This window comes from bacterium (genome assembly GCA_016708315.1).
GTDB lineage: Bacteria > Zixibacteria > MSB-5A5 > CAIYYT01 > CAIYYT01 > JADJGC01.
In genome coordinates this window covers 38,157-51,437 of record JADJGC010000002.1, presented here as the reverse complement: position 1 = coordinate 51,437, position 13,281 = coordinate 38,157, and the positions used below count along the sequence as shown (strand labels likewise).

Genomic DNA, 13,281 nt, shown 5'->3' with positions numbered 1-13,281 from the left:
AATCCCTTTTTTATTTCTCGACAATAATCGTCGGCGTAATCAGAATACTCAAATCCGTCTTCTCATCCGTCGTTGTCTGGTGTTGAAAAATCCTGCCGATTATCGGTATCGAACCCAACAACGGAAACTTCTTGGTAGTCTCGAATTTCGAATTCTTGATCAATCCACCAATTACCAGCGTTTCGCCATCCTTGACGCGGACGTTAGTATTCACCGAGCGGTTCGATGTAATCGGCCGTAAGTTGTCAGTCGGTCCGGTATAACCGGTAATTTCTTCGATCACCGGATTTACGTCCAACGAAATGTATCCGTCTTCGGTGACGTGACCTATTACTCTGAGAGTGATACCAACATCCAAATCCTGAAACGAGACGATATCTTGAATCACAGCACCCTCGGTGAATCGATTGAGAGTCTGAATTGGAATTGTCGTGGTAATCGCGATTTCTGCAGGACGATTTGATTCAGTCGTAAGATTCGGGTCCGACAGCAACTTCGATTGTCCCGACGTCAACATCAGATCAAGCGCCGCTGTCACACTGGAAGCCGCAAATGTCCCCCATGTCCATCGTCCGCCGTCGAGCGGATGCGACGCCAATGGCGCTGCGCCTTCGCCTTCTGCATCGGGAAGTCCACCAAACACCATCGGATATGAGTCAGGCCAGTTGAGTCCGACCTTGTCGTCTTTCGACAAGTTGGTCTCTACTAACTTCACCGATATATTCAGCATCGGCTGCGGCTTATCAAGATCGGCTACTACTGCCTGTATCTGGCCGACAATATCGCCGCGGTCGGAAACGCTCAGCACCGACGCTCTCGCTCGGCGTGCCGACATCTCTGCGCCCTCAGTCAATATCTCGATTTTGCCGCCGCTTGACAACAGGTGTCCAGCCGCGAGCTTCGCCTCTTCGCAAGTCACGTGCTTAAGCCTAATCAAGATTGTCACACGCTCATCGGTCGCAAGAAATCCCGAAGGCTTAACCACCATCAGGTTCTCTTTCATATACCACGAAAGATTGTTGGATAGGAGAATCGCATCCAGAGCTTCATGCAGCGGGACGTCGTTAAGAATCATAGACGCTTCTCCGCTCACCTCGCCGGCTATCGCGACATTGAATCCATTTTGTTTGGCCAGCATGCGTACCACAGCTTCGACATCTGTTCTTTCGAGCGTCAACGATACTCGGTTGTTCAAGAATGCATGCGTCACGTTTTGCGCAGTCGCTTGTACACTGAATGCAACAAGTGCGACAATCAGTACAGCGATTGAAATCCTTTTCATATTCAGTCCTTCCCTCAATTACCCATTTCCAGCAGGACTTCCTTGCCGTCCAGCTCCAGGGCTGCGGTGGTCCTGGTCAAGCGAACAACAGTCCAGCCTTCGATTTTATCACCGCGACTGACCGGCTTTCCATTGATGATTGCCATCAACTGTCCGTTAGCCTCCGATATCGCCGCCATTTGAAATCGCGACGCGCGTACTTCAGTTTGAGTTCCTTCCATACTTACAACACCATATGCAAACGGATCTCGCGTCCACTCGTAACGTTTTGACGCGATTGAATCTATTCCTGCGATTTCGCCCACGCCGGCCGTGGCCACCGGCTCGATTGTTGGAGCTGCCAAATCTACGCTGCTATTTCCTTTGCGTCCGACGAAACTTACCGCTCCGTAGATCACCGCTCCGATGAATATCAAATAGACAATCTTTTTGCGTGTGTCCTCAGATACCACTTGCACCTCCCGTGCGGAAATGCGCTTCCAATACGAAATTCCACATTACTTCCGGCGTAATGCCGTCATCGTGTTCGACCGTCAAACTCGGAATCGCCACGTAGTAGCGCTGGTTCTCGAGTTGCTCGATCGCAATGCCGCCGTCGATGAACTCCCCGGTGGCTGCGATTTCGAATTTCAGCCGCGCCAGCTTGACGCCGTCCAGCTCAACCATGGTTGGAGCTAACAGATCGTCAATTAGCGGCACTACATAGACATTCGACATGCCCATCATTTGAAGATCGGCGGTAAGAGCATCAATGAACGTTTCAATTGAGTCAATTGCATATAGGTCATGCAATGTCGCAGATCGTACTTCGCCAAGCTCAGCAGCAAAATGATTTGCCGTTTCGGCTGAACGCAGAAATCCCGTCAGCCCGTCAATCTCCTGCTGAAGCGATGCATTCTCAGTCTGCCTCAGCAAGAGTTGTGTCTTGCTCGGAACATAGAAGAAATATAGAATGCCGGCAGCTATTGCGAGCGCCAGCGCCAATGCTACTCCCACACGATGTCGTCGAAGTTCGATCATTGAGCAACCGCCTCCAGCACGATCGTGAATCGCAGACGACGATCATTATTCACAAATTCGTAGCTCTCATTCTGTAATTGCACCCGCTTTGCAAGTGGCTGCTCTTGAAGCGTCCGAACATATCGGCTCAAGGCAACTTCCGGATACTCTTCTGCGCCGCTCATGAAACCATTGAGTGATGCCGCAGCGACTTGCTGCCCTTGTTCATTTTGTACCAATTGAATCTGCATACTCGACAGGAACGCATTCTCCGGTGTCAAATTGCTCACCGCGCGAAGAAGCTCTGAATTGGCGAAGCTAGCCCCCTGAAGCTGCGCCAATTGCGTTTGCCAGGTTGCGCTCTGTGCCTGCATCAGCACAACACCTTGATAAGCATCAGAATTGCGAAGTGTTGTGAGCGTCTGCTCCAGACTTGATTTCGATGCGCTAGCATCCTGCAAGTGCAGTGCCTGCAAGAGAACCAGAATAAAAGCAATCGCAACCGCTGCTGCTCCTGCTAATAGAGCACCGCGGAATAGCAGTTTCTCTCTAACTTTGCTCCGATATTGCTTGGGCAACAGATCGAGAACTTTGGACTGTGACCTCGAACATAGCACTGAAGGCGCCAACAAATGCGCGCTCGGACCCGGCAGTTCACAGCGAGTGATACTCTCAATTAGTAGTGACTCGACGGGAATGTTAAGAGTAGCGCTCAGGGCCGCGCTTGCCGGTTCCACAAGTTCGCTCGGAAGCGACAACAGAATCATGTCCACCGAGCGCTGCGAGAATCTTCCATAGTAGTAGTCAAGCTCTTCGGCCACAAGCCGCGCCATAGCCTCGCAATCAAATCCCCGATACGTATTGAAATCCCGGTTGTGAACCGCGCCGTCTTGAAGGTGGCTCAGGCTATTCTCAAATTCATCTCCAGTTACCGCGCTGTCCAAGTCATTCTCGCGAATAAACTCCAGTGCCATCTTGTGATAGCAGAGTACGTTCAAGCGGCTGCCGAAAAGGCGAATAACTGCAACGCTCTTGTCGCCGATAGCGGGCAGTCGTTTCTTCAGTTTTGCAAGTTGCGGTTCCCACGCCAGCGACGTCAGCGTCAGCGTCTTCAATTCGAAATGCTTAGTTAAGTAATCTGTCACCGGCTGAATTCGCGCTGGTGGTATTGCTGCAGCCTGAATCTGGTGTTTCTTGGCGCCGCCCCACTCAAGTGTATCTACTACGCGCCACTCAAAGAATTCCCCGTCTGGTTGAAATGGAAACACCTTGCCGGCTTCCCACATCACGACTTGTTGGAGTTCATTCTTCGGAACGGCCGGAACGAAGAAGCTTCTCAGAATAGCATCAGACAGTGAGAGGTACAGATTGATTTTGCAGCCATGATCGCGGTTCTTGGCGGTGAGTTCCTGGAGATAACCCAGTGCGGTCGCCGGATCATACATTCTTGGGCTGACGAGGATGCCACAGCGCGGTTGCTTCCCTGCCTGGGCATCGCAGTAGCTCCAGATCAGGTAATCATTTGCCAACTCGATCGTAATCGCTGCTGTGCGCGGAATCGCAAGAATCTGTTCTTCAGTTGCCGGCGTTTCCGCCGCTGTCGCGGTAACGGCGTTTGCTGATTGAGTTGTGATCGATTCCGTCAACTGCTTGTCCTTGCTATGGTATCGCTACGGTTAAGGTTGTGCCATCGGAGAATCGGATATCAAACGTTCGCCCTGTCATGTTAACTCTAGCGCCGCCGCCAGGTGCTGCACGAAAATACTCGAATTTTAGAGTCACCTGCTCAGTAGGCATCATTGTCATATTGGTGGAGAAGCTCACTGACTGATTGTTCCCGGGCCAGGGGTTACTTGAGTTCACGACCAATGTGGTGTTCCAGTACACTCGACGAAAGTACGCCGTAAATGAGTAAGTCAGTCTGATGGAAGTGACCATTATCGCAGCAGTACCGGTGTTTTCTATGTTGAAGCTCACGAATGAATTCTGCGCACCGTAGGTTGTTGCGCTTCCGGTTACGTACGAAATCGCGGCACTGCCACCTCCGCCCGCGCCGCCACCAGAGGCTGCCCAGACTGCGCCGGGAAAGCGCAGGCTTGTCTGCATCGAAGATTTTGGAAAGACGCTCACAAACGTCTGCACGGTGTCGGCAGTTGTTTGGTAAATAGCCCGCAGGCGGTGATTGCCGATAGGCAGACAGTTGGAGTAAGTAAACACGCCGCCAGAGTTCGGTACGATCGTCGAGTCGCGGTAGCTGCCGCTGCCGTTTGGATAAGTAATCACAACGCGAACCCTTGATGCCGAATCCCCGGGTGGATTTCCCGCCGCGTCCGTGATTGTCCCTGCCAGCGAGTTGCCAGTCAAGTCGGACGTCAGTTGCGCGAAGTTCCGTACCAGCGTATCGCTGCCGCCGGTCGAAGTGATACTGATGTTTCCAGTGTACGCGTATAGCGTTCCCCAAGCGTCCTTCTTGAAATCGTCTGCGTAGCCTGAGAAATCTGTGCGCACATACGGGCCGCGCCAGGTGCCATACCCCGGATTGTTCACAAGAGCATCAAGACTAGGTGGAAGACTGCCGACATCGCCGACATATCCGTAATTTGTTCGCATGCCATTGGAGTAGAGACTGGGGTTTCCGGCAATCGCTTCGGCGAGTTGATTCAGTTCGTTTCGAGTTTCCTCAATTCGAGCTGTTTCCAACCCTTTGTCCATAGAGCGCATCGCCACAGCGGCAATAATGGCCATGATGATAATTACCATCACGACTTCAACAAGTGTGAATCCGCCTTGTGACTTAACTTTGTTCATAGCCTCAGAAGCTGATGACAATATTGGTGCCTGAACCGGTCGAGGTGATCGACCGAGTCGCCGCGCTGTAAACGTAGTTCACTCCCCAGGCGTCCTTGAGGTAATCGCCGCCGCTGGAGTCGATATACGGTCCATGCCATCCTAACCGGGCAATGGCATTGTATTCGGCAACCGTGTCCGGTTTGCGAACAAGGTCCACCAATGCCGCCGGTGGGTGGCCAACATCGCCCTCAAAACCAACATCGCTGTACCTGCCGCCTGCTACTGCCGAAGGATTTCCGACAATAGCTTTTTTCAACTCCGCCATTTCCGTCTTGGCTGATTGCACTTTGGATTCATTAAGGAAATCCGAGTACTTCGCCACGGCCACGGTAGAGATGATGCCGAGTACAACAATGATGATGATGAGTTCGATAAGCGTAAAACCGCGGCTTCCGCTTACCTTACTATTCATCTGATTTACCAGCTGGCTTCGCCGGCTACGTTTGTGTTTGGCCAGATCTCGCCGGTGGAAGGCTTGTATGCCCAACCGCCGCGTGTTCCGACAACGACACCCTTGGTCACACCGGTGACAATTGAGTCTGGTGCATTCGCTGTTGCTTGGAATGGATTTGCCGGCATCGATTGTGACATCACAACATTGACCGTACGCATACTGTCAATTGGCGGCCACGTCGCAGTACCGGTCTTCACTGCAGCATTCGCATAATAAATGGAAATGCCTGATCTCATGCTTCCAAGTGCACCCTTCGCCGCCGACGCTTTCGCTTCCGCAGTGATGTCCTGGTATTTCGGAATCGCCACTGCGGCAAGAATGCCGAGCACAACGATGATGATCACAAGCTCGATAAGTGTGAAGCCCTGCTGACTTTGCATTTTGCGAATCATTCTCAAGTTACCTCCAATACGCGATTAATGGAATCTTCAACCCACATTCTCACTCTGTTATTTTCGGCGGTGTTTCACGAAGCTTTATTAATGCGGACGGAATACTTCGACTAAATTCCACATCGGTAGGAAGATAGCCAGCGCCATTACCAAAACGACACACCCCAAAAACAGTATTAGTAGGGGCTCTATCAGAGTCATCAGACGCTTGGTCGTGTAGTCCACTTCCCGGTCATAGAAACTTGCCACCTGTTGCAACATGAAATCAAGCGAACCCGATTCCAGTCCAATTTGAATCAATGACAGCGCCAAACTGGGAAAATGTGGCAACTGATTGCGTATCGAGCCAAGACTATTGCCCTGTTGTACCTGTTGACGAATTTTATCGATCTCGGCTTCGATGACTCGATTACCTATCGCCGATCGAATCGTGTCCAATCCCTTTAGCAAAGGGGCACCGGATGTAAACGTCACTTCGAGTAGATGGGAGAATCGTGCGATGTATATCTTGTTGAAGAGCGGACCAAAAATCGGCAGTTTGAGAATCAACCCGTCAAACTTCTCTCGCACCTGTTTCAGTCTGAACAATCGTATCCCTACCGGGATTCCAATGACAATTAATGCTACCAATAGCGGCCAGTAGTGTCTGATCATAACATTCAGATCAATGAGTATCTGGGTCGGCAGAGGAAGCTGGGCGTTGTTCTTGGTATAGAATTCGGCGAATTTCGGCACTACAAAGGTCACTAATGCAAAGAACGCAGCGATCACGAGGATAACCACGATGACCGGATATCGGACTGCCGTCTTGATTTGTTCGCGCGTCTCAAGATCCCGTTCAAGCGTCGTAGCGAGTTTTTCCATCACGACATCGAGACGACCCGTCTCTTCGGCCACGCGAATCGCATGGATGTAGGTATCCGGAAATACATCGAGATGCTGTGCGATCGCTTCCGAGAATGAGTACCCTTGCTCCAGATCGTTGCGCAATCTTCCTGCAACTGCGGAGAAATATTTGTTAGCGTCCTGTTCGGCAATAACTCCAAGGCTGTTGGTGATTGGAACGCCTGCTTTATAAAGGGCATTGAGCTTGCGCGTGAAGAGAATCAGATCTTCGCGTGTCGAACGACTGCGAAGGTTGCCGATAATTTTATCCCATGTAGTCTTTGTCTTTGGCTTGATGCTGATGGGGATAAGATTCCGCTCGGCCAGCAAGTCCCTGACTGCCTCAGAAGTCTCCATTCGCGCCGAGCCGAGTACTGCCGCGCCGGTGAGGTCGTAGGCCTTATACTCAAATTCAGTTGGCATTGAGCACCGCTATCGGTGATTCGTCTTGTTGCGTCACGCGGATGATCTCGCGATACGTCGTCACTCCCTGCAGTCCCTTGTCGATCACTTGCTCGCGCATCGTTCGCATTCCCAGCGATTGCGCCGCTTGCTTGATAGCCGCACTCGATGTATTGCTCAGAATCATTTCGCGCAAACGCCCGGTCAACTTCAGCAGTTCGTAAATTCCGATTCGACCCTGATATCCCGTTCCGCCACATTCTTCACAACCAGTACCGCTCTTGAAAGAATCCTCGCGACCGCGCAGTTCGGCTCCGAACACTTCGATCACGCTTGCCGGAAGGCTGTCCTTCGCCTTACACCGTGGACAGATCGTGCGCACCAATCTCTGGGCAAGAACTCCCAATAGACAGCTGGCAACCAGATAGTCCTCCACTCCCATATCCAGAAGTCGCGCCACTGCGCCGGCGGCATCGTTGGTATGAATCGTGCTCAACACAAGATGCCCTGTCAAAGCGGCCCGGACCGCCATCTGTGCAGTTTCCGCATCGCGAATTTCACCGACCATGATGATATCCGGATTCTGGCGTAAAATCGAGCGCAGTGCCGATGCGAAGCTCAATCCCGCCTTCTCATTGATCTGTACTTGATTCACCAGCGGAATACTGTATTCGACCGGATCCTCAATCGTGATAATGTTCTTTTCCAGGCTCTTAATCTCATTCAATGCCGCATACAGCGTCGTCGTCTTACCTGAGCCAGTCGGACCGGTAATCAGAATCAATCCTTCCGGCTTCCGGATCATCGACTCAAATTCGCGCTTTGTATGCTCGTCAAACCCGAGGTTAGGTAACCCGACAACCAGATTTCTCCGATCAAGAACGCGCAAAACGACTTTCTCGCCATGAATGGTCGGCAGGGTCGACGCGCGTACGTCAACGTCCATATTGCCCACCTTAACGACAAATCTGCCATCTTGCGGAGTTCGCTTTTCGGATACGTCCATCTGTGCCATGACCTTGATGCGCGACACAATACTGGCGTGCAGATTTCGCGGCGGCGAATTCTGTTCCTTGAGTATCCCGTTCACCCGATATCGCACACGCAGTTTGTTCTCTTCCGGCTCGATGTGAATATCTGACGAGCGTTCCTTAATCGCCTGTACGATCAACAAATTCACCAGCTTGATCAGCGGTGCTTCCGATGATGACCCTTCAGCTTCGCTGATTGTCGCAGCCAGTTCGGAATTCGAAGCAAGGTCTTCCTCGCCAATGTCCTTGATCACTTCAGCCATCGTGTCGCGGAGCGAATAATACTGCTCGATGGCGCGATTGATCGCTTCGCCGGTCGCGACAACGCGATTGACTTTGAGATTGGTGATGTATTTCAGTTCATCAAGTGCAATGATGTCGAGCGGGTCCGACATTGCGACAGTCAGCGTCGTGCCGATGCGGAATACCGGAATTAGATTGTGCTTCTTGGCAATTGCCAGAGGTACAAGTTCTACGATCTTAGGATCGATAACGATGTTTTCCAGGGATATTTTGGGAATGCCGAGACGGTTATGGATAACGTCAACGAGATCGTCCTCGGAGATCCAGTTCTTCGCCAGAAGAATCTGTCCGAGCCGTTGTCCAGTCTTGGTCTGCTCCTCCAGCACCGCCTGGAGCTGTGCTGCATTAAGCAGACCTTTCTCTACAAGAAGATCGCCAATTCGTTTATTAGTACTCATAATATTGCTATAGATAGTTGTCGGGCATAGCAATCACTCGCTTGAGGACTCGGCTGCGAATTAGATTCGTTTCCTCCCTGTTTCTGCGCGGCTGTTTCATTCTGGTATCAGTTCGATGAACTTAAGTGTTCAGAATATGGGCTGTGATTATCGAGCATTTGCTCCGATATGTTCTCTAAGAATCGAAACCAAGGCACAATTGCTACTTTAACAGGAGTATCTATGAGTTTTGTTGATTGGACAGACAAGCTGAGCATTCGCGTACCCGAGATGGACAAACAGCATCAACAGCTGGTAGCGATGCTCAACGAATATCACGACGCCATGAAAGCCGGCAAGGGCCGCGACACTCTTGGCGGGATCATGAACCGGCTCGTCAGCTACACAAAGACGCACCTCAGCAATGAAGAGCGTTTCCTTGAAAGCATCGACTATGCTTTCATCAACTCGCACAAAACCGAGCATCGCAAGTTCACCGAACAGGTAATGCAGCTCAAGACACAGTATGACGGCGGTGACAACACTGTCGGTATCAAGCTGCTCACTCTCTTACGCGACTGGTTGATTAACCACATTCTCAAAGTCGACCGTATGTATGCCGACTACTATCTCAAGCAGGTGGCGGCGAACGGCAAAACAAAAGCTACCGTTTAGTCAACTTGACGATTGTAGAACAAGAAGCGGGCTGTCACGGTTTTCGTGACAGCCCGCTTATCATTCACAATGTGATGTCCTAGAGCGGGGAGCTCCAGTGGCTGGGAGTGATGTCTATGGCGTTGCCTTGTGGTCGCAGCATGAAGACTTCACTTCTCCGGTCGCAACATCCTGCGTCATCTTGGGACTGAGTATGGGAATCCCCAGCGACAAACCGCGCAGGATAAACACCAGAGCCAATGCTACCGCCAATACCGGTACGGCGCGGCTGAAGGCATGACGAAACTTGTGTCCGATGGCATTGCCGATGAACGAGAAGGCCAATAATATCGGAATCGTTCCTATCCCAAATAGCGCCATGTATGCTGATCCCTTTAGAGCTCCTCCGGTAGCCACTGCTCCAGCCAAGGCGACATAGACAAATCCGCATGGCAAAAACCCGTTAAGGATTCCGATTGCAAACAGCGACGACCGGCTTTTCGAACTGAATAGTCGCCCCAAAGCTTGCTAATTCGCGCATACACTTTGCCCAAGCCGAGCATTGTAATTGCGCCTTGCGAGTAGCGCGACGGCGTGATAACGGCTACTATTATGACTACACCGACGGCAATCGACAATCCCTGCTGATAGCCCGCCATGAAGATTGTCTTCCCGATGAGCCCGAATATCAGGCCGATAATTGCGTATGTGACAACGCGCCCAAGGTTGTAGAGAAGTCTTCCGGCAAGAAACGCCATCTTGCCGCCCTCGCCCTGCGGTAATGCAGCCACAATCGGTCCACACATCCCGACACAATGCAACGACCCGAGCAACCCAACGACGAAACCAGTCCAGACTTCCATCGAACTTATTCCCTAATTGACATACAATTCTTGTTCGTGATAATATTGCAGAGAGTCGACCTGCCAGTCAACTTTTATTTTCCAAAGTCCGCGCGCCAGTTTTCCGGCGTCAAACTGCTGTGATGCTATCGCCGAGATCTCAAAATTGCGATCAAGCGCCGCACTGGAGGGCCGGAACAGCTTCAGATGTCCGGTAACTACCTTGGTAGAAAAGCCAGCTGGAAACGTCACCGTCAGCTTTCCATCACCAATATTGTGATCGATGGTCAACGCCATGCCTTCTTGTTGACTCCTCTGCATCCGGTCAATCTGCTTCTGATAAGTAATCTCTTTGTCGTAGTAATCGCGCGAGACAAGGTCCACCGGCTGGAATCGCGACGCCACGACGATTCCGATCATTATCACCATAAAAGCCCCGTAGACCACGGCAATCCCGACACCCCAGAGACTCTTCTTCTTATTCTCAGTCATGATCGTCTTCTTTCTTTTGATCGTGGTCTGACTCATGCGATTCGATGCGCGGCCCAAGAAACTTCGTCTCGACCTCTTCCATCAGAGTCGTACCGGTAAAGACCTGAATCGTCAATTCTTCATGCGCCGACTTCAGCGCGCTTCTCGGAATATCTACAAAGAACGCTTGTTCTGCCAACCCTTGCTCCGGCAGCTGGATATCTCCGCCGACCATCGCAATTGTCCCGGGGTGTTCTTTCAGTACCAACGAAATCGGCATCGGCGCGAAGGTCTTGTTGATGATTTTCAGCGAGTATAGATTGCGAATCTGGTCGCCTTCGATTTCCTGGTACATCACTCCCGGTGTCCGCAGAATGCTTGTCTCGATATCAGCCCGCCCTGCCATCAAAGTAACCAGCGCTACCAGCAGCACCACTAATACCGTAGAATAGCCGATAATTCGCGGCGTGATAGTCAGTTTCGAACCATCGCTGATCCCCTTATGCGACGCATAACGAATAAGCCCCTTCGGAAATCCCACCTTCTCCATCACACCATTGCAAGCATCGATACAAGCTGTGCAGTTGACACACTCCAATTGCGTGCCATTGCGAATGTCTATCCCCGTCGGACACACTTCCACACACTGATTACACATGATGCAGTCGCCACCTTCGCGCTCTTTACCCTTGAGCGCCATTGGCGCCCGCGGTTCGCCGCGTTTGAAATCGTATGCCACTGCAATAGAACGCGCATCGAGCAGTACCGACTGCAACCGCCCGTATGGGCAAACAATCAAGCAAACTTGCTCGCGGAATCGCGCGAATACTCCATAGGTCACCAAACTAAATGCCACCACAGCAATGAACGATGCTAGATGCGGTCCCGGACCATCGGCAATAAGTTGATACAGCTTGTCGACTCCGACCAGGTACGCTACCACGATATTGCCTACTGCAAACGAGATTGCGAGAAAGATGGCGTGCTTCGACAGTTTCTTGAAAGTCTTCTTCCCGTTCCAAGGTCCGCGATCAAGTGCCCTCTGCTTGCCTGAATTGCCTTCAATCCAGTACTCGATCTTGCGGAACACCATTTCCATGAAGATAGTCTGCGGACAAGCCCATCCGCACCACAGTCTCCCGAATACCACAGTGAACAACACGATGAAGACGACGAATGTTATTGTGGCCAGCACGAAAAGATGAAAATCCTGGGGCCAGAACGCGAGACCGAAGATTACGAATTTGCGTTCGAAGAGATTGAACAACAACAGCGGTTGACCGCCCACCTTGATGAACGGTGCCAAGAACATGAATGCCAGAAGCACCCAACTGACCACCAGTCGCGCTCGATGCAACTGTCCTTTCGGCTTCGACGGATACATGATGACGCGCTTGCCCTGCGCATCCACCGTCGCAATATGATCCCGAAACGACTCGTCCTTCTTCTTAATCACTGCCAACTCGCGCCTCTGTCAAATCACATTTCATTGTTTCATCTTCATTCTGCTCATCATCTACGAATACACTCAGCCATTCATCTCAGGATTCCGCACTTCCTCCCCTCTCCCCTTGGGAGAGGGGAGATCCCGGTTTATCGGGAGGGTGAGGGCATCTTTCCCAAGGCCTCTTTGGGGAGGGCATCTCCTCGGACAAGCGGCGGGTGAGGTTAACGCCGCCCCTACCTCGCTACCTTGTCCCCTTGCGGCGCCTTCGGATTCGCCGGATTCGTTCCCTCAAGTGTCAGCACATAGCTCGCCACTTTCAATATCTCATCCTGCTTCAAGAATCCGCGCCAGGCAATCATGCCTTTCGCCGGCACTCCATACTTAACGGTCTTCAACACATTGTTGATTCCCGCACCGTGCAGCCAATACTCGTCGGTAAGGTTCGGTCCAATTCCGCCTTCTCCGGCTGCTCCGTGACATTGTACACATCGTTGCTTGAAAATCGCCGCTCCGGATGAAATCTCCGCCGGTTCGGTCAACGCCAGATACTCTGGCTCGTCTTCCGGACGTTCCTCAACAAACGACACCCTCGGACCAGCCATTGCGATCGAGTACGGCGTTTCATCTCCGCCCGGCTTATACCATACCGACCTGTACGGCGTCAGAACCGACGATGGCTTGTAGTTAGGATTCATCTCTTTCGTGTACTTCGGATTGAGCTCCTTCTGATATTCGTCAGTGCTCGTGTACCCGAATTCAAGCACATGATACCAGGCGAAATACAGAATTGCCCAAGCGATCGTGATATAGAACATATACAGCCACCATGGCGGTAGATCGTTGTCTAACTCTTTGATACCGTCATAGTCGTGATCAAGCAGTTCATCTTTAT

General features: G+C 51.5%; 15 protein-coding genes. 1 reads left to right on the top strand and 14 read right to left on the bottom strand.

Annotation, left to right across the window (positions count from 1 at the left end):
* Positions 1-10 precede the first annotated feature (10 nt).
* From IPH59_00345 to tadA, 9 genes are all read right to left on the bottom strand, one after another.
* Positions 11-1,282: a type II and III secretion system protein gene (locus IPH59_00345; GenBank protein ID MBK7090168.1), complete on the bottom strand. Its 1,272-nt coding sequence runs from the start codon at positions 1,280-1,282 to the stop codon at positions 11-13.
* A gap of 14 nt (positions 1,283-1,296) precedes the next feature.
* A complete protein-coding gene (locus tag IPH59_00340) occupies positions 1,297-1,734 on the bottom strand; it encodes a hypothetical protein (GenBank protein MBK7090167.1) in 438 nt (145 codons plus the stop codon).
* The gene (locus IPH59_00335) at positions 1,724-2,302 is read right to left on the bottom strand and encodes a hypothetical protein (protein ID MBK7090166.1); all 579 of its coding nucleotides are present in this window, start codon (positions 2,300-2,302) and stop codon (positions 1,724-1,726) included. Before IPH59_00335 ends, IPH59_00340 begins: the two co-directional genes overlap by 11 nt.
* Positions 2,299-3,927 carry a hypothetical protein gene (locus IPH59_00330; GenBank protein MBK7090165.1) on the bottom strand — a complete coding sequence of 543 codons (1,629 nt, stop codon included), beginning with the start codon at positions 3,925-3,927 and terminating at the stop codon, positions 2,299-2,301. Before IPH59_00330 ends, IPH59_00335 begins: the two co-directional genes overlap by 4 nt.
* Before the next feature lie 13 nt (positions 3,928-3,940).
* The gene (locus IPH59_00325; protein MBK7090164.1) at positions 3,941-5,089 is read right to left on the bottom strand and encodes a prepilin-type N-terminal cleavage/methylation domain-containing protein; all 1,149 of its coding nucleotides are present in this window, start codon (positions 5,087-5,089) and stop codon (positions 3,941-3,943) included.
* A gap of 4 nt (positions 5,090-5,093) precedes the next feature.
* Positions 5,094-5,543: a prepilin-type N-terminal cleavage/methylation domain-containing protein gene (locus tag IPH59_00320; protein MBK7090163.1), complete on the bottom strand. Its 450-nt coding sequence runs from the start codon at positions 5,541-5,543 to the stop codon at positions 5,094-5,096.
* A 5-nt stretch (positions 5,544-5,548) separates the two neighbouring features.
* Positions 5,549-5,965 (bottom strand): prepilin-type N-terminal cleavage/methylation domain-containing protein, encoded by a 417-nt coding sequence (locus IPH59_00315; protein MBK7090162.1) that lies wholly within the window; start codon positions 5,963-5,965, stop codon positions 5,549-5,551.
* Positions 5,966-6,064: 99 nt separating this feature from the next.
* Entirely contained in the window at positions 6,065-7,285 is a 1,221-nt protein-coding gene (locus tag IPH59_00310; protein ID MBK7090161.1) for a type II secretion system F family protein, read from the bottom strand.
* Entirely contained in the window at positions 7,275-8,996 is a 1,722-nt protein-coding gene (gene tadA / locus IPH59_00305) for a Flp pilus assembly complex ATPase component TadA (protein ID MBK7090160.1), read from the bottom strand. Before tadA ends, IPH59_00310 begins: the two co-directional genes overlap by 11 nt.
* A 222-nt stretch (positions 8,997-9,218) precedes the next feature.
* On the opposite strand from tadA, the gene IPH59_00300 reads away from it, so the two are divergent.
* Positions 9,219-9,650, top strand: coding sequence for a hemerythrin family protein (locus IPH59_00300; GenBank protein ID MBK7090159.1), 432 nt, complete (start codon positions 9,219-9,221; stop codon positions 9,648-9,650).
* 114 nt (positions 9,651-9,764) lie between these two features.
* On the opposite strand, the gene IPH59_00295 is transcribed toward IPH59_00300, so the two are convergent.
* The 5 genes from IPH59_00295 to IPH59_00275 all read right to left on the bottom strand — a co-directional run bounded on the left by IPH59_00295 (position 9,765) and on the right by IPH59_00275 (position 13,204).
* A complete protein-coding gene (locus IPH59_00295) occupies positions 9,765-10,046 on the bottom strand; it encodes a sulfite exporter TauE/SafE family protein (protein ID MBK7090158.1) in 282 nt (93 codons plus the stop codon).
* The gene (locus IPH59_00290) at positions 10,025-10,492 is read right to left on the bottom strand and encodes a sulfite exporter TauE/SafE family protein (protein ID MBK7090157.1); all 468 of its coding nucleotides are present in this window, start codon (positions 10,490-10,492) and stop codon (positions 10,025-10,027) included. The genes IPH59_00295 and IPH59_00290 overlap by 22 nt, the downstream gene beginning before the upstream one ends.
* A 12-nt stretch (positions 10,493-10,504) precedes the next feature.
* On the bottom strand, positions 10,505-10,963 hold the full coding sequence (locus IPH59_00285) for a FixH family protein (protein ID MBK7090156.1): 459 nt from the start codon (positions 10,961-10,963) through the stop codon (positions 10,505-10,507).
* Complete coding sequence (gene ccoG, locus IPH59_00280) at positions 10,956-12,326, bottom strand: cytochrome c oxidase accessory protein CcoG (GenBank protein MBK7090155.1); 1,371 nt, start codon at positions 12,324-12,326, stop codon at positions 10,956-10,958. The genes IPH59_00285 and ccoG overlap by 8 nt, the downstream gene beginning before the upstream one ends.
* Before the next feature lie 296 nt (positions 12,327-12,622).
* Positions 12,623-13,204, bottom strand: a complete 582-nt coding sequence (locus tag IPH59_00275) for a c-type cytochrome (GenBank protein ID MBK7090154.1) — start codon at positions 13,202-13,204, stop codon at positions 12,623-12,625.
* Positions 13,205-13,281 lie beyond the last annotated feature (77 nt).

Coding starts and splice junctions, on each gene's coding strand:
- IPH59_00275 (MBK7090154.1), bottom strand. CDS start 13,204: ATGTTCTATATCACGATCGCTTGGGCAATTCTGTATTTCGCCTGGTAT.
- IPH59_00345 (MBK7090168.1), bottom strand. CDS start 1,282: ATGAAAAGGATTTCAATCGCTGTACTGATTGTCGCACTTGTTGCATTC.
- IPH59_00315 (MBK7090162.1), bottom strand. CDS start 5,965: ATGCAAAGTCAGCAGGGCTTCACACTTATCGAGCTTGTGATCATCATC.
- IPH59_00300 (MBK7090159.1), top strand. CDS start 9,219: ATGAGTTTTGTTGATTGGACAGACAAGCTGAGCATTCGCGTACCCGAG.
- tadA (MBK7090160.1), bottom strand. CDS start 8,996: ATGAGTACTAATAAACGAATTGGCGATCTTCTTGTAGAGAAAGGTCTG.
- IPH59_00320 (MBK7090163.1), bottom strand. CDS start 5,543: ATGAATAGTAAGGTAAGCGGAAGCCGCGGTTTTACGCTTATCGAACTC.
- ccoG (MBK7090155.1), bottom strand. CDS start 12,326: ATGTATCCGTCGAAGCCGAAAGGACAGTTGCATCGAGCGCGACTGGTG.
- IPH59_00310 (MBK7090161.1), bottom strand. CDS start 7,285: ATGCCAACTGAATTTGAGTATAAGGCCTACGACCTCACCGGCGCGGCA.
- IPH59_00325 (MBK7090164.1), bottom strand. CDS start 5,089: ATGAACAAAGTTAAGTCACAAGGCGGATTCACACTTGTTGAAGTCGTG.
- IPH59_00290 (MBK7090157.1), bottom strand. CDS start 10,492: ATGGAAGTCTGGACTGGTTTCGTCGTTGGGTTGCTCGGGTCGTTGCAT.
- IPH59_00285 (MBK7090156.1), bottom strand. CDS start 10,963: ATGACTGAGAATAAGAAGAAGAGTCTCTGGGGTGTCGGGATTGCCGTG.
- IPH59_00335 (MBK7090166.1), bottom strand. CDS start 2,302: ATGATCGAACTTCGACGACATCGTGTGGGAGTAGCATTGGCGCTGGCG.